This is a genomic window from Treponema rectale (genome assembly GCF_014202035.1).
Classification (GTDB): domain Bacteria; phylum Spirochaetota; class Spirochaetia; order Treponematales; family Treponemataceae; genus Treponema_D; species Treponema_D rectale.
In genome coordinates this window covers 954,154-969,977 of record NZ_JACHFR010000001.1, presented here as the reverse complement: position 1 = coordinate 969,977, position 15,824 = coordinate 954,154, and the positions used below count along the sequence as shown (strand labels likewise).

The window sequence follows — 15,824 nt, the reverse complement described above, 5'->3', positions numbered from 1 at the left end:
GGATCTTTTTGATATGGAACAGGCAGTTTCGGAGAATGAGCGGATCAAACGGGAACGTTCTTCTGTCCGTATCGCTGAGCTGGAAAAACTGATCCTGCGTTATCAGAAATCTTATTATAACGGCGAGGGAGAGATATCTGATGCAGAGTTTGACCGGCTTTGGGATGAACTGAAAGTTCTTGATCCTGCAAATCCAATCCTTCACAGAGTAGGTCAGGATTCCGGAAATTTTCAAAAAGCTCCTCATGTAATGCCTATGGGCAGTCAGGAAAAGGCTGCGGATCCTGAGCAGTTTCTTGAATGGGTAAAAAAACACGAATATTCTGAATATCTTGTTGAATATAAACTTGACGGCGCCAGTCTTGAACTTCAGTATAACGGAGGAACTCTCCTCAGGGCAGTTACAAGAGGTGACGGAACGACAGGGGATGTAATTACTGAAAACGCAGTAAAAATGAAAGGGGTTCTTAAACAGCTTTCAGGGGTTCCTTCAGCAGCTGCTTTTACAGGCGGCATTCGCGGTGAAGTCATAATGACTCATACAGTGCATAAATCTCTTTACTCTGACAAGGCTAACTGCCGGAATGCAGCAAACGGCCTTATGAAGAGAAAAGACGGGGAAGGCAGTGAAAACCTGACTTTAATCGTGTATGACGTCTGGGCTACAGAAGGTGAGCAGCCTTTTAAGGATGAGGAAGAAAAATTACTCTGGCTGAAGGAATGCGGTTTCAATGTTGTTCCTCTTAAAATTTGCAGCAGTGCACAGGAAGTAATTGATTACAGAAGTTCCGTAATGGAAGAAAGAAAAAATCTTGATTATGACATTGACGGACTTGTAATAAAAGAACGGACTGTAAATCATGAAGATGCAAGCCGTGACAGACCTGACAGGCAGATTGCCTTTAAATTCAGTCTGGAAGAAGCAGTATCTGTTGTCCGTGATGTTGAGTGGAATGAAAACGGTGCGACCTATACTCCTGTTGCTGTTTTTGATCCGGTGGATTTAAATGGTACTACAGTACAGCGGGCCAGTCTTGCTAATCCGAACAATATACGTTCCCTTGGCCTTATGATTGGAAGTCACGTGGTTGTAGTAAAAAGGGGAGAGATAATTCCCAAAATAGAAGCTGTATTGAAAAATGACGGAACGGCTGTTACTTTTCCAGTACGTTATCCTGAAAAATGTGCGGTCTGCGGAAGTGTACTTCAGGATGAGGGAACCAGACTTTTTTGTCCCAATAAAGAGTGCCCTAAAAAAGTTCTTCACCGTCTGTTGAAGTGGGTAGATGTCTGTGATATCAGGGATCTTGGAGAAACTCTTGTAACGCAACTTTTTAATTCAGGACTTGTAAAAAGCATAAGTGACATATACAGGCTTGATGAAGAAAAACTTACTCCGTATTTTTTGAATGAAGAAAGCATTTCTCTGGAAAAAAAGTCTCTTGGGGCAAAAAAAGTTGCTGCCTCAATTCAGTCTCACAGAAAACTTTCTCTCTCTCAGTTTGTTGCAGGATTTGACATCGAGGGAATTGGTGAAACTGTTGTAGAAAAACTCGTTGATGCAGGCTATTCTACCCTTGAAAAACTTTTTGCTGCCGGAGAAGATGAAATATCTTCAGTTTATGGTTTTGCAGAAGTAATGGCTTCTTCATTCTGTAAAGGTTTGAAGGAATGTTCTGAAGAAATGAGGAATCTTGTTTCTTCTGAGACGATTGTCCTTACGGAAGGCGAAAAGTCTGGACGTCTTGCAGGAATGTCATTCTGCTTTACAGGTGAACTTGTTACCATGAAGAGGGCTGATGCCCAGAATCTTGTAAAACAGAACGGAGGCAGCGTAAAGTCTTCTGTCGTAAAAGGTCTGAGCTATCTTGTTACTAATGATACTTCTTCAGGTTCTTCAAAAAATGTTAAGGCTGCTTCTTTAGGAATTCCTGTAATAACTGAAAAAGAGTTTCTTGAACTCATTCAAAAGTAAAATTTCCTAAAAAATAATCAGGACTTACGGACTGCATGTAGAGCCTCATTTCCCAATGGAGGTGAGGTCCTGTTGCCAGTCCCGTGCAGCCGCTTAAGCCTATAAGCTGGCCTTCTTCCGTTATGTCACCTTCCTTTACATCAAGCCGGCTCATGTGGTAGTAAAGGCTGTACAGTCCGGGCAGATGTTCTATTACGACACTGTATCCTGTAGAAACCCTGTCTTCAGCAAGAACGACTTTTCCTCTTGCACAGGCATGTACTTCCGTTCCTTCCGGAACTCCGTAATCAATTCCATGATGAAGTCCGGTTGTTGAGCCTCCTGTGTTGTACTTGTAAATGCGCCTGTCAGCAAAAAAAGAGGTCCTTCTGTTTGAAGAAACGGGAGCATTGAAAGGGGCTGTCTGCCATACTGCCGTTTTATCCGTTGCTGCAAGTATTGCATTCAGTTTTTCTATATCCTGCTGTCTTCTTGGCGAAACATCAGTTTTTATTGAGGTGTTTTTTCCGTCAAGCCAGAGGGTTTCGCTTACAAAATCTTTATGCAGAAGGGTCATAGGAAGTTCCAGAGTTTCATCTGCACTGTCACAGACAGAACATTTTATTTTAAGTGTCCATCCGTCTTTCTGGTCCCACCAGGTAGAAAGGGGAATTGCAGCCAGTAGGGTAACTGAAAAATTATTTTTTTTATTATTTCCGCTGATCCGGTAAAAATCTGATGAAGAAAGTTCCCTGCCGTCGAGCAGGAGAGTGAGGCTTGCTTTAGTCCTGGCCGCTTCTTTTTTATTTTTAAGTGGAATGACCGTCATTCTTACAAACTGTGCATCACCTGGAAATGCTTCCCTGCTGTATTTTATTTCAAAAGCGGCGGAATCTTTTTTTATTGAAAGGTCTTCTGCCTGCAGGTAAAAAAATGCAAGCAGGCAGGCAATAATTAATGCAGCTTTTTTCATTGCATATCTCCTGATGATCTTTTTATGTCTTTTAGTACCAGCTGAAGGGTTTCAACACCGTTGAACACGTTTCTTTCCACATTGAACAGAATGTCAACTCTGTCTCCGATTTCTATTTCTTTGTGGAGCCTGTCTCCTTCATTCCAGAATAATGCAGGCCACCTGGTTTTACCGGCCTGAATGTTCAGTTTGAGGTGCTGTTTTTCGCCCTTGCCGATTGCGATTCCGTCTGTGACAGTAAGATTTTTTGCCATAAAAAGCAGAGGTGGATTTTCTTCTCCGTAAGGTTCAAACCTGTCGCATATCTTTATTATGTCTGTGGTGATGTAGGCTGGAGGCAGTTCTGCGTCAACCTCATAGCTGTCTTTTTCTGATTCGCTGAGTTCTATTGAACCCGAAAGAATTTTAAGCTGTTTTTCCAGTTCCGGAAGGTTTTCTTTTTTAAGACTGAATCCCGCTGCTGCATTGTGTCCTCCAAAATTGAGGAAAAGATGGGAAAGATTGTTGAGGAATGCCGTAAGATTGAAATCCCTGCAGCTTCTCATGGAACCAATGGCCATATCATCGATAACAGTTACAGCCATTGCAGGAATGTCGTAGGTAGAAACTAACCTTCCTGCCAGAAGCCCGCACACACCCCTGTTGATTCTGGGATCCATCACTACACACAGCTTTCCATTGTAATTAGGAATTGAAGCCTGTGCCTGCATTATTCCGTAATTCCAGGCATCTACGGAAAGCTGTTTTCTCTGCGCGTTGAGGGCTATTATTCTGTCTGCCGTTGCTTCCCTTACAGAAGGTTCTTTAGCAAGAAAAAGTTCTGCTGCAAGTTCAGGCTGTCCGAGTCTGCCTGCCGCATTCAGATTGGAAACTACGTTCCAGCTTAAATCTATTGATGTTATGTGACGGCCCAGCAGATTAAGTCTTGACAGCAGTTCTTTCAGACCGTTTCTGACTTTTCCGGAGTTAAGGGATTCGAGACCTTTTTTTACGAAGATCCGGTTTTCGTTTTTCATGGGCATTATATCTGCCAGTGCTGCCAGTGCAACCAGCTGCAGGTCTTTTTCTTCCAGCGAAGCAAGCTTTGGATTTTCTTTTTTCAGCGACTGCTGGACGTATGTAACGTAGATGTTGTAAAAACCCCCGATTTCCGTAGGAGCATGGTTACCGTATCTTGCGATTTTCGACATGTCTTTTATGCGCAGAAGGGAACTGTCAGAAAACTGAGGAAACAGCCTGGATATTTCAGTTCTTATGTCCATGAAGTTGAATTCAATTCCGGAACCAAAAATATTATTGAGCTGTTTTTTTATGGTGTTTTCATCCCATACCAGTATGATCTGACCTTTCAGATATTCCGGCAGCCGTGTATGGCTTATGCTTACTGTTCCCGGAACAACCGTTTCGTCAATTCTGCTTACAGGGATTAGATTGCGCAGTTTTATGCACTCAATCATGCTTGCGTCATTCAGGGGCCGTACATTCAGAAGGGTAACTTCCTGTTTGTACCATTTGCTTTCGCTGAATCTTAAGGCGCTTACCAGTTTATAGGCAACTGCACAGCCTGAAATGTCTTTAAATGGATAACCTGAATTTTCTAATTTCGGATCAATCAGTATGGCATTTTCAGGAAGAGTTTCCGGTGCGTTATGATGGTCTGCAACAATTACATCCATTCCTTTTTCTGCAGCCAGCGCAATTTCCTGTACGTTTGAAATTCCGCAGTCAACGGTTATTATGAGCGTACCGCCTTCTTTTTCAAAATCTTCTATTGCCTGAACGGAAAGCCCGTATGCATCGTCACCGGAAGGCAGCTTGTAACGAACGTCAATTCCCATGGAGGAAAGACAGTCATATAGAACAGTAGTTGAAGTTACTCCGTCAACGTCCCTGTCACCGAATATCAGGATCTTTTCACCCTGTTCCCTGGCGTCGAGAATACGGTCAACGGCATCTTCCATGGAGTTGAAGAGAAAAGGCGAGTGGGTAAATCGAAGGTCATCTTCCATATAATACAGAATGTCCTTGCCTTCCGTTACGTTCCTTCTTGAAAGGATACTGGCACTTAATGAGTCCAGACCGTATTTGAGCCTCATGTCTTCTATTTCTTTTTTAGTTATTTCTTTCTTAATCCACTGGGACATATATTTTCCTTAAATATTATTTTTTATTTTTCAGAGGATACCCTCTCCTGATTTTAGGGTATTCAGTAGTGTTCCCACAGAGTTTTCAAGTATGTGGAAGACAGCCCGTTTCATCTTGTATGCAGAAGAAGCGCTGACTTTCATTCTCCTGACTGTTCCCGGAGAACATTCATTGACGGCCATAAGATATGCAAGGGCTTCTCCATCTGTTTCAATGAGTTCAGATCTGAGTGCCAGGGATTCTCTGTAAGTCTGCCAGCAGTCTTCGCATATGAATCCTGATGAATATTCAGAATAGAAAGACCGGCTGTGGGGCTCAAGAATGTTTTTGCCGCATTCGGAACACTGGTGTACATCCGGCTGCACTCCCAGTAAAGCCAGATATCTCCAGAGAAACCTTAATGTTCCAAGCCTTGCTTCTTCTTCAGAACTTAAATCAATTCCATTGAGAAATGCATTGAGAAGTACAAAGGCTTTCTGATTTTCCCCGGCGCATTTTGTTTTGAGTATAAGTTCACCTGCAAGATTTGCCGCATAGATTTTATATATATCGTCTCTGAAGGAAGGATGAAATTCTTTTGAGTCAAAGTCCGTTATTTTTTTTGAATGTCTGGATTCATCTTCATACAGCCATATGTTTCCGGAGTTGAAGGGCTGCACCAGAGATCTCAGCTTATTTTTCGGACCTCCGTATAGCAGTGCGTTGAAAATTCCCAGATCCGGTGAAACTGCACAGACGTTCCGGTTGTTTTCTCCCTGCTCCCGTACGGTAAGTATGACCGCCTGAGTACATTTGTTTCTTTCACCCATAGCATTAATATACTCCTTTTTTTAAATGATGTGTTTAAAAATCCCTTCTCAGTGAGGCAAATTTATTTATTTTTTTTTTAGAATTATGAAACCGTAAATAATAATAGACAAAGGAAAAGAGATGAGTTATAATTTTGCTACAATTTTAAAAGAAGGAAGTAGCTATGATTTTTCCACTTGAAAGTATGGTTGAGTTTAAAGAAGGAATGTATGAAATAACGGTTGCTGCAAGTCGCCGCGCCTATCAGCTTGCCATGACAAAGGATCCTCTCCTTGAAGAAAATGACGGAAAGGTTGTAAGCCTTGCTGCAAAACAGCTCTTTTCAGGTGATGTACATTATTCAATCGAGGAATCGAAACGCTAAAGTCTTCTGATGAAACGCGTTATAGTAATTTTTGCACCGACAGCATGCGGAAAGACTGCTTTGGCCGAGAATATTTTCGGTAAGGGCAGCCTTTCTTGTTTTAAAGGCATGGGAGAAGTTGTAAGTGCAGATTCACAGACTGTTTACAGGGGTCTCAATATAGGAACTGCAAAACCTTCTCCTGAAGAAATGGAGCTGCTTCCCCATCATCTTATAGACATTGTTTCTCCTTCAGTTCAGTTTGGAGCAGGTGATTTTTTTGATCTTGCTGATGCTGCCTGCCGTGAAATTCTCTCAAGAAATAAGTTTCCCGTTGTTGTTGGTGGAAGCGGCTTTTATATAAGGAATTTTCTTATGGGGCTTACATCTGCTCCTGTATGCAGTCCTCAAGTGCGCCAGTTCATAAAGGACAGGCTTGCTGCGGAGGGGGGCCGGGTATTGTACGAAGAACTGTGTGCCGTAGATCCCGTTTATGCTGCAAAAATAAATCCAAATGACAGTTCCAGGGTTTGCAGGGCACTGGAGGTTTATCATACTTCCGGAATGCCTCTTAGTTCTTATAAAATGCCTGAAAACTTAAGGCCGGACTATGAGTTTCTTGTACTTGTCCTTAACCGTGCAAGGGAAGATCTGTACCGCCGTATTGATTTAAGGGTTGATAAAATGTTTGAAGACGGGCTTGAACAGGAGGTTGCCGCTCTGGTAAAAAACGGCTGTACAAAAGACACTCCTGCGATGAAGGCCATAGGGTACAGTGAGTTTTTCCTGGATGGCATGACTTTGCCTCAGATTAAGGAAAGAATAAAACTTGACAGCAGGCATTATGCAAAAAAACAGTATACTTACATGAAAGGAATTCCCGGTGCCGTTATTGTTGATGCGGATGACATGAAAAAAATAGAAAGCCTTATCATGAAATTCTGTTCCCGTTAAGGGGAATGCTTATAGTAAAACAGGTTCCTTCTTTTATTTTTGAAGATACGCTTATGTTCCAGTTCATTGAGTCGATTATTGTTTTTACGACTGAAAGGCCTATGCCGTATCCTGCTTCCCGTCTGGATGATGTTCCCCGGTAAAAAAGATCGAATATGTGTTCCAGATCTTTTTCTTCAATTCCGCATCCAGAGTCTTTTATGGAAACTTCAATGCAGCAGTCTTTCTGTTCTGCCTTCAGTTCTATGGAATCTCCGTCCTTTGTATAGCGGACTGCATTTCCGAATATGTTTTGAATTGCCCTTTCGAAAAGTGTTTTGTCCATAGGAATTTTTGTCTGTTCATCCACCTGTATGAGTGAGGTGATTTTTCTGTTGTAAAGTTCTGCCGTTGAGCAGCAGGATGACAGTATGTCGGTAATTACGGGTTTTAACGGCGTTACGACAAGGTTTCTTGCCCATTCAGTATTGTTCAGTTTTACATAATCAATAAGGTCATTGATCATGTCTTCAAGAACTTCGCTTTTATCGTGGATGATTTTGAGAGAGTTTTTTACGGATTCTGAATCCATTTCTCCTGCAACGCCGTCAGTAATTGCTTCCGTATAGCCTTTTATGAGTGCAACAGGAGTTCTGAGGTCGTGGCTTATTCCCATAATGAATTTTACGCGCCTTTCTTCGTCTTCTTTCAGTGAAGAACGCATTTTTTCAAGGCTTTTTATGAGTGAAGTTATTTCATTTGAATTGGTTTTCTTCAGACGGTTTTCATCGAGCCTTGCATCAAGGTTTCCGTCTGCAATTTTACGTGTATGTTCCTCTACGTATGAGATGGATGAGGCGATTGACCGTGATACTTTCCATATTGCTATTATTGCACCTGTCTCAAAGAGAATCAGGAATGTTATGGCAGGAAGTATAAATTTTGCCGTGCGCTTCTGCTTATTTTTATGGATGGAAGCCCTGCTTATGATGAGTATGTTTCTGAATCCTTTTTTACCCGAAATTCCTGAACCCGAACGGCCTTCGTGAATCTGATAGTCATATTCCCCGCTTGTACTGTGTATGAAATCGAACAGTTCTTCTGTTGTAATTGTCTGTCCTGACTTAATCTGAGGGATGCTGGAAGTTATGACCGTATTGTCATAATAGATGAGGAGCTGTATTCCCGGGGGCACATGCTTGATTGCGTCCTTTATTTCCTGCCATTCGTTGTCGCTCATGCTGATGTTTCCAAGGCGGCGTACTTCTTTGTATCCCTGCATGAGATAGCGTTCCGGTGAATTCAGGTAATGGTAGACCGGCAGGGAGATTACTGCAGTAAGAGGAATTATTACAATTATCAGGATCAGAATCTGCAGCTGCTTCTTAATTTTCATCTGTCAAACCTGTAGCCCATTCCGAACATTGTGTTTATATATTTTGGATTTGCCGGATCTTCTTCGATTTTTTTTCTCAGTCTCTGAATGTATACGGCTACTGCTGTCAGGTCGCCGTAAGAATTCTTCCAGACGTGGTTGTAGATTGATTCTGGATTAAGGGGGCGTCCGTCATTTTTTACGAGATATTCCAGTACTTCGTATTCTTTTGTAGAAAGGGGGATCTTTACGTTGTCTTTTTTCAGGAGGCAGCTGTTGCAGTAGAGGGTGTAGGGACCGAAGGTTATTGTTTCTTCGACGGAAGCTTCTGTCACCGAAAGTCTGTCCAGCTTTGATTTTACCCTTGCCGCAAGAACTTTTGGGCTGAACGGTTTTGTAACGAACTCATCCGCACCGTATCCGAGGGCTGTGATTATGTCTTCGTCTGCATCTCTGGCACTTACGATTATTACTGGAATGGTAGTTTTATGGTACTGCCTGAAATATCTCAGGAATTCAAGTCCGCTCATACCCGGAAGGTTTAAGTCCAGCAGCACGAGATCCGGCTTGAAGCCGTCTGACATGAGTTTTATGGCATCTTCGGCTGTTTCGCAGCTTTTTGTGTCAAAACCTGCATTTTTCATATAGAGACAGATTAATTCCGACATTTCGAGAACGTCTTCAATAACTAATATTTGGTTTTTCATACTTTTATGATAGTGCCGTGATTTACAAAAAACAAAAAAAAACTGTTATTTTCACTGATAAATTTGGTGTAGATTTTTTACAGGAATTTTGATTTAATACTTGACGGCTGAAAGAATTACGGCCATTATTAAAAGTGATATATATGATTGAAGTTACGCGTCTGAATGGAAAAAAATACTGGATAAATCCTCATCAGATTGAATGCATGGAACTGAAGCCGGATTTGACCCTGACGCTGCTTTCTGGAAAGACTGTCGTTGTTTCAGAAACTCCGGATCAGATAGTTGATCGTATAGTGGAATACAGAAAGCGTATAGGTAATTACAGTCAGGAATTATAGAAAAGTACGAGTCTTAAGTAAAAATTTGGGAGGATTTTTATAATATGGATATAGCTTCTATTATAGGCTTTATCGGTGGCGTAGCCATGGTTATGCTCGGTGTTATTTCCGGTGGTTCTTCCGTTATGAACATCGTTGATATTCCGTCTGTCATCATTACTGTAGGCGGTTCTTACATGGCACTTTTCGTTTCATCTCCTATGAATCTTGCTGTCGGAATCTGGGGTATCCTGAGCCGCTGTTTTAAGACTTTTGATTTCGGAGAAAAAACTGCCGTTCAGAATATGGTTAATCTTGCAGAAAAAGCCCGTCGTGAAGGTATTCTTGCGCTGGAAGAAGGTCTTGACGATATTGATGATAATTTTTTGAAGGAAGGTCTCCGCCTTATGGTCGACGGAAGTGATGCTTCTGCAATCCGTGCGATTCTTGAAAACGAAATGGCACAGGCTGAGGCCCGTCATATGGAATGGGCAGGTGTTATGGCTCAGTGGGCCGGTTATGCTCCTGGTTGGGGAATGATGGGTACAGTTATTGGTCTTATCGGTATGTTGCAGAACCTTGAAGATAAAAGTTCCCTTGGTCCTAACATGGCCGTTGCTCTTATTACCACACTTTATGGTTCCATGCTTGCTAACTGGCTTTTTGGTCCTATGGGTACAAAACTTGTTGCTCAGAACACACGGGAAATGAATGCAAAGGAAATGGTTCTTGAAGGAATTCTTTCCATTCAGACTGGTGATAACCCTCGTATTCTTGCTCAGAAACTTCTTACTTATCTTGATCCAAAAACAAGAAAGGCTATTGAAGCAGATGTCCTTAAGGATTGATGAATGAGTAAAAAAGAAAAAAAAGAACCTGCAAAACCGTCAACCGCGTGGCAGGGAACTTACGGTGATATGATTACTCTCATGCTCTGCTTCTTCGTAATGCTTTATAACCCTGAAGAATCAGACGCAATTCAGATGGCAGCCCTTCAGGCATCTATCTCTAATAATAATACAGGCGGAGGAATCTCTTTAAGTCCCGGCAGTCTTGCTGACATGGGTAATGTTGTAAGTGCACTTCCTTCCATGGAAAAGGGAAAGGCGCTCGGTGTGGCTTACAAAAAGGCTGTTTCGAGTTTTACTCCCCAGACAAAATCCAATAAAGTTACGATTACAAGTGATGAACGGGGAATAGTTATTTCTCTTGCTTCGGATGCTTTTTTCAGGCAGGGAAGTGCTGAACTTGATATGGAACAGGCTCGGGATACCCTCAGGAATATTTCTGTTTTTTTCAGGGCTGAAGAGGTAAAGGGCAGAAGATGGAGAATTGAAGGACATACAGATAATACTCCGGTTCCTTCTGGCGGTGCATATCCAAGTAACTGGGAGCTGTCTGCGGCCAGAGCTGCAAATGTCCTGCATTATCTGACTGATTTTGGTGTAGATGAAAAGATGTTTTCTATAGCAGGATATGCGGATACCCGGCCTAAAGTTTCCAATAACACGGAAGAAGGCCGTGCTTATAACAGACGGGTGGATGTTATAGTACTTGATGACGGACATTTTTAGATTCTGTTCATCGAGAATTAAATTGTTAAAAAATTAAAAAATATAACCGATAAAAAGGTATAGGGATATTTCTGAATTTTTCAGATGGTCCCGTTTATGAGTTTTGGAGGAAAGATATGGCAGATGAAGGCGCAGCAGACGACTTAGGCGGCGGAGATCTTGGTGGTGATACATCATCTAAGAAAGGCGGCGTCGGCGGTCTTTTTTCCGGATTGCTTAAGTGGATTCTTATTGGCGTTGCAGCGGTTATTCTTGTTGTAACAATAGCAGTTGTGGTTTTTAAAATCATGAGTCCTTCCGGTTCTGCAAAAAATATTCCTATCTCAGAGGAATATAAGACAACCAGGGAAGAACTTGACTGGTATCGTTCTATTGAACAGATCAGGACACAGACAAGTGATCTTGTCCCTGCCAGTGTAACTGTAACGGTTGCCATCGGATATAAAAAAGATGATAAGCGTGCAGCATCAGAAATTACTGCAAGGCAGGTTGAGCTTATTGACTTCCTCAGGCGTTTCTTTGCTGAGTGTACTGTTGATGACCTTAAGGCAACTAATGAAGATGTTATCAAGCAGCAGATAAAGGATCAGATAAATGAGGATATCCTGACAAGTTCTACTATCAGGGATGTTAAATTTACTCAGAAGGATGTGATTCAGCAATGAATGAGGTTCTTTCACAGGATGAAATTGACCAGCTGTTACAGGCTATCAGTTCAGGCGAAAGTGATTCTGATGAATTTAAGCCGGTCAGTGACACCCGAAGAATTAAGATTTATGATTTCCGTCGTCCGGATAAATTCTCAAAGGAACAGATTCGTACAGTTTCAAATATGCACGAATCTTTTGCCCGTTTGACGACAACAAGTTTATCTGCACAGCTGCGCTCCCTTGTTCATGTTCATGTTGCTTCTGTAGATCAGCTTACTTATGAGGAATTCATCAGGTCTATTCCGACGCCTACAACTCTTGCAGTTATAAACATGGATCCTCTTAAGGGGAATGCTGTTCTTGAGATTGCTCCGGAAATTACATTCATTATGATAGACCGTCTTTTTGGCGGTAAAGGTGATACCGGCGGAAAAGTAAACCGTGACCTCACTGATATTGAACAGTCTGTAATGGAAGGTATTATTGTACGTATTCTTGCAAACATGCGTGAATCCTGGACACAGGTAATCGACCTTCGTCCAAGACTTCAGCAGATTGAAACTAATCCGCAGTTTGCTCAGATTGTTCCTCCTAACGAAATGGTCATTCTTGTGACTCTTGAAATTAAAATTGGTGAGGAAGCAGGTATGATGAATATCTGTATTCCTTATATTACCATTGAGCCGATTGTATCAAAGCTTTCATCCAGCTTCTGGTTCAGTTCGGTAAGGCGTGGATCAACTACTCAGTATCTGAGCACCCTTAAGGAAAAGCTTGCTGATGTTTCAATGAAAATTGTTGCAGAAATCGGCAGTATTAATGTTCCGATTAAGGATGTTCTTGGCCTCAGGGCAGGTGATGTTATCCGTCTTGAAAATGCTAAGGTTGGAGATCCTCTTACATTAAGTGTAGGCGGAAAACCGAAATTTTACTGTCAGCCTGGTGTTGTAGGCAAAAAAATGGCAGTTCAGATTATAAACAAAATTGAAGAAATTCAGGATGAAGAATTTGAAGAACTTAGTGCAGAAGGAGAAGAAACTATATGAGTGAAGGTTCTATTTCACAGGAAGAAATTGACGCATTGCTGTCCGGCGTTGACATGGGCGGACTTACTTCCGGCGGTACTTCTTCTATTGTTCCGGAAGCAAATATTGATGTTCCGACACTGCAGAATTTTGTATCTTTAACAAAAGATAAATTTGCAGAAGTAATTAAGAATATGACGGAAAAAGATACCGTCGTAAGTTCTGCTGAAGTTGAAGTAAGTGACCGTGATGTATTTATGTCACGTCTTCCTGAGGAACTTATTGCCGTAATGGCAGATTATTCCACAGGACTTATCGGTGATCACCTCTTTGTAATGTCAAATGAACTTGCAACTAAGCTTGTAGGTCTTATAAATAAGGAAGATAATCCGGCTCTTGATGATATGGGACTTTCTGTACTTTCAGAAGTTATATCATCCATGTCAGGTTCTGAAATTACTGAACTTTCTAAAGGCGGAAAACTTCCTGGTCTTGTAACTAATCCTCCTGAAGCTGTCAGTCAGCCTAAGGCTATGGTCCGCATGCCTCAGAATAAATTTGCCCTTGTTACTTTCCAGCTTAAACTGGACGGTCAGGACTATACTCTTTGGGAAGCAATCGGCGGTTCTGTAGCAGAAGGAATGGCCCGTGCTCTTGGTGGAGGAGCTCCAGCTGCTTCTGCCGGCGGTATGGGAGTTTCTCCTGCATTTACAGGCGGGTTTGCAGGCGGTACTGCAGCTGGTGCTGCTGTTTCTCCTATGATGATGACAGGCGGTGGCATGCAGCAGCCTATGATGGGTATGCAGCAGCCTATGATGGGCATGCAGCAGCCGATGATGGGTATGCAGCAGCCGATGATGGGTATGCAGCAGCCGATGATGGGTATGCAGCAGCCTATGATGCAGACGCCTCCTAACGTACAGTCACTTCAGTTCCCGAATCTTATGCAGCCGATGACGGCCAGTGAGCAGGGAAATATCGGCCTGATCATGGATGTTAAGATGGAAATGACCGTAGAACTCGGTCGTACTGAACGTACCATCAAAAATATCCTTGGTATGGGTGAAGGAACTATTATCGAGCTTGATAAACTTGCCGGTGAACCGGTAGATATTTTAGTAAACCATAAACCTATTGCAAAAGGTGAAGTCGTAGTTATTGATGAAAACTTCGGTGTTCGTGTAACGGAGATTCTTCCGGCTATTGAACACGTTGCTTCTCAAATGTAGCATTACGTTTACTGGGTGGGGGAACATACGATTTACTCAAAAAAAATAATTTCTCTTTTACTGTTTTTTGCATTTTCTGTGTTTACGATTTTGCCGGCTCAGGATGTTTCAGAATCCGTTTCTGAGACTGAAGTGGCTTTACAGGCTGAAGGTTCAGCTGCTGAGGATCCGGTTTTGGATTCTTCTGAAGCACAGATTCAGCTTAATCAGTCAGAAGGAAGCGGAACTGCAGGGGTCTGGGATTTTATCCGCATGATATTTGTTCTTGCTATTGTTGTTGCCGCCATTTATATTCTCTTCAGGTTTGTAAAAAAAAGAACGATGCCTTCTGCTTCTTCAGATGATCCTTTTTTACGGAATGTGTCTTCAATTTCTCTCGGTCTTGGAAAATCCGTTCAGATTATTACACTTATAGATAAGGCTTACATTGTAGGCGTGTCTGAATCCGGAGTTTCACTTATCGATAAAATAGATGACAGGGAACTTATCAATGCAATGAATCTTTATAATGACAAGCATGCAGATGTAAAAAAGCCACGTTCCTTTGCAGAAATACTTGATATTTTTCTTCCTCCCAAAAAGAAAGATACTTCTTCAGATGAATCGGTATTCAGCAGTTCTACGGAAGAGATTCTGGAACAGTTGAAAAATAAACGGCTTAATACGGAGGATAAATAATTGAGGAAGTTTCTGATTGTTTTTCTTCTGTGTTTTGTGCCTGTTTTTTCAGTCTGGGCCCAGACAGTCCGTTCTGATTTTCCTTCAGGTTCTACTTCCGGAACGACTCAGATGTCAGGTAATCCTTCACCTGTGGAGGTTCCAAACATTACGTTTTCTGCTACTGCACCTCAGAGCGGAAAGCAGGTTGCCTTCAGCGTGCAGCTGCTTCTTATTCTTACTCTTCTGACTCTTGCACCGAGTATTCTCATACTTACAACCTGTTTTTTAAGGTTCAGTATCGTTCTTGATTTTATAAAGAGGGCCCTATCCCTTCAGCAGGTTCCTCCTACTGCAGTTCTTAACGGAATCGCACTTTTTATGACCCTTTTCTGTATGTGGCCAACTTTTAAGAATGTCTATGATGATGCATATAAGCCGCTTTCGAATAATGAGATTACATTAAAGGAAAGTATTGACATTGCCCAGAAGCCTGTTCGTCTTTTTATGTACCGTCAGATGGCCGGGGATGATTCTTATATTCATACCTTTATGAATATGGCACGGTATCCAAGGGCCAGAAATCTTTCTGATGTTCCCACACATGTCCTCATACCGGCTTATATTCTTCATGAGCTTACTGTTGCTTTTAAGATAGGCGTGCTTCTGTACATACCGTTTATCGTAATTGATATGGTTGTTGCAAGTATTCTTATGAGTATGGGTATGATGATGCTTCCGCCGGTTCAGATTTCCATGCCGTTTAAACTCATGCTTTTTGTACTGGTTGACGGATGGGGATTGCTGACAAACCAGCTTTTTGTAAGCGTCGTCAGATAGGAGGTGAACAGTGAGCCTTAACACTTTAGTCGGTCTTCTTCAGCGCGGAATATGGCAGGTTTTTATGATGTGTGCTCCAGTTCTTGGTGCCGCCCTGATAATAGGACTTATTGTTGCAATTTTTCAGGCAACTACATCAATTCAGGAACAGACTCTTACGTTCCTTCCGAAACTGCTGGTTATACTTTTGGTTCTTTCTCTTCTGGGGGGCTGGATGTTTTCTTCCCTCAGGACGTACACGATAAATATATTCAGGATGATTCCGGATCTTGCCAGATAGGAAATGATT

Annotated in this window: 17 protein-coding genes; 12 read left to right on the top strand and 5 right to left on the bottom strand. The window is 42.0% G+C overall.

The window, feature by feature from the left end; all coding sequences use genetic code 11:
- The first annotated feature begins 13 nt into the window (after positions 1-13).
- Complete coding sequence (gene ligA / locus HNP77_RS04175; RefSeq protein WP_425506734.1) at positions 14-1,975, top strand: NAD-dependent DNA ligase LigA; 1,962 nt, start codon at positions 14-16, stop codon at positions 1,973-1,975.
- Here ligA and HNP77_RS04170 read toward each other — a convergent pair.
- Genes HNP77_RS04170 through recO form a run of 3 tightly spaced genes read right to left on the bottom strand, consistent with a single transcriptional unit; the run spans position 1,962 to position 5,881 of the window.
- Positions 1,962-2,927: a M23 family metallopeptidase gene (locus tag HNP77_RS04170; protein ID WP_184651894.1), complete on the bottom strand. Its 966-nt coding sequence runs from the start codon at positions 2,925-2,927 to the stop codon at positions 1,962-1,964. The genes ligA and HNP77_RS04170 overlap by 14 nt on opposite strands.
- A complete protein-coding gene (gene recJ, locus HNP77_RS04165) occupies positions 2,924-5,071 on the bottom strand; it encodes a single-stranded-DNA-specific exonuclease RecJ (RefSeq protein WP_184651893.1) in 2,148 nt (715 codons plus the stop codon). The genes HNP77_RS04170 and recJ overlap by 4 nt, the downstream gene beginning before the upstream one ends.
- 30 nt (positions 5,072-5,101) lie before the next feature.
- Positions 5,102-5,881 (bottom strand): DNA repair protein RecO, encoded by a 780-nt coding sequence (gene recO / locus HNP77_RS04160; RefSeq protein ID WP_184651892.1) that lies wholly within the window; start codon positions 5,879-5,881, stop codon positions 5,102-5,104.
- A gap of 164 nt (positions 5,882-6,045) precedes the next feature.
- Between recO and HNP77_RS04155 the strand changes: the two genes are divergently transcribed.
- Both HNP77_RS04155 and miaA read left to right on the top strand, forming a co-directional pair.
- Positions 6,046-6,246, top strand: a complete 201-nt coding sequence (locus tag HNP77_RS04155) for a DNA-directed RNA polymerase subunit omega (protein ID WP_184651891.1) — start codon at positions 6,046-6,048, stop codon at positions 6,244-6,246.
- Between the two features lie 9 nt (positions 6,247-6,255).
- Positions 6,256-7,179, top strand: coding sequence for a tRNA (adenosine(37)-N6)-dimethylallyltransferase MiaA (gene miaA, locus HNP77_RS04150; RefSeq protein ID WP_184651890.1), 924 nt, complete (start codon positions 6,256-6,258; stop codon positions 7,177-7,179).
- Here miaA and HNP77_RS04145 read toward each other — a convergent pair.
- Both HNP77_RS04145 and HNP77_RS04140 read right to left on the bottom strand, forming a co-directional pair.
- Positions 7,157-8,554 (bottom strand): HAMP domain-containing sensor histidine kinase, encoded by a 1,398-nt coding sequence (locus tag HNP77_RS04145; protein WP_184651889.1) that lies wholly within the window; start codon positions 8,552-8,554, stop codon positions 7,157-7,159. The two genes, miaA and HNP77_RS04145, sit on opposite strands and share 23 nt — an antisense overlap.
- Positions 8,551-9,240, bottom strand: a complete 690-nt coding sequence (locus HNP77_RS04140; RefSeq protein ID WP_184651888.1) for a response regulator transcription factor — start codon at positions 9,238-9,240, stop codon at positions 8,551-8,553. The genes HNP77_RS04145 and HNP77_RS04140 overlap by 4 nt, the downstream gene beginning before the upstream one ends.
- 143 nt (positions 9,241-9,383) lie before the next feature.
- Here HNP77_RS04140 and HNP77_RS04135 point away from each other — a divergent pair, with 143 nt between their 5' ends.
- The 9 genes from HNP77_RS04135 (at position 9,384) to fliQ (ending at position 15,815) form a co-directional block, all read left to right on the top strand.
- Positions 9,384-9,581 carry a flagellar FlbD family protein gene (locus HNP77_RS04135; protein ID WP_184651887.1) on the top strand — a complete coding sequence of 66 codons (198 nt, stop codon included), beginning with the start codon at positions 9,384-9,386 and terminating at the stop codon, positions 9,579-9,581.
- Positions 9,582-9,625: 44 nt separating this feature from the next.
- On the top strand, positions 9,626-10,408 hold the full coding sequence (locus HNP77_RS04130; protein WP_184651886.1) for a motility protein A: 783 nt from the start codon (positions 9,626-9,628) through the stop codon (positions 10,406-10,408).
- A gap of 3 nt (positions 10,409-10,411) precedes the next feature.
- The gene (motB, locus tag HNP77_RS04125; protein ID WP_184651885.1) at positions 10,412-11,134 is read left to right on the top strand and encodes a flagellar motor protein MotB; all 723 of its coding nucleotides are present in this window, start codon (positions 10,412-10,414) and stop codon (positions 11,132-11,134) included.
- 116 nt (positions 11,135-11,250) lie between these two features.
- On the top strand, positions 11,251-11,799 hold the full coding sequence (locus tag HNP77_RS04120; protein ID WP_184651884.1) for a flagellar basal body-associated FliL family protein: 549 nt from the start codon (positions 11,251-11,253) through the stop codon (positions 11,797-11,799).
- Complete coding sequence (fliM, locus tag HNP77_RS04115) at positions 11,796-12,830, top strand: flagellar motor switch protein FliM (protein WP_184651883.1); 1,035 nt, start codon at positions 11,796-11,798, stop codon at positions 12,828-12,830. The genes HNP77_RS04120 and fliM overlap by 4 nt, the downstream gene beginning before the upstream one ends.
- On the top strand, positions 12,827-14,038 hold the full coding sequence (gene fliN, locus HNP77_RS04110) for a flagellar motor switch protein FliN (protein ID WP_184651882.1): 1,212 nt from the start codon (positions 12,827-12,829) through the stop codon (positions 14,036-14,038). Before fliM ends, fliN begins: the two co-directional genes overlap by 4 nt.
- A gap of 132 nt (positions 14,039-14,170) precedes the next feature.
- Entirely contained in the window at positions 14,171-14,716 is a 546-nt protein-coding gene (locus tag HNP77_RS04105) for a flagellar biosynthetic protein FliO (protein ID WP_184651881.1), read from the top strand.
- Positions 14,717-15,535, top strand: coding sequence for a flagellar type III secretion system pore protein FliP (fliP, locus tag HNP77_RS04100; protein ID WP_184651880.1), 819 nt, complete (start codon positions 14,717-14,719; stop codon positions 15,533-15,535).
- A 10-nt stretch (positions 15,536-15,545) separates the two neighbouring features.
- Complete coding sequence (gene fliQ, locus HNP77_RS04095; protein WP_184651879.1) at positions 15,546-15,815, top strand: flagellar biosynthesis protein FliQ; 270 nt, start codon at positions 15,546-15,548, stop codon at positions 15,813-15,815.
- The last annotated feature ends 9 nt before the right edge of the window (positions 15,816-15,824 follow it).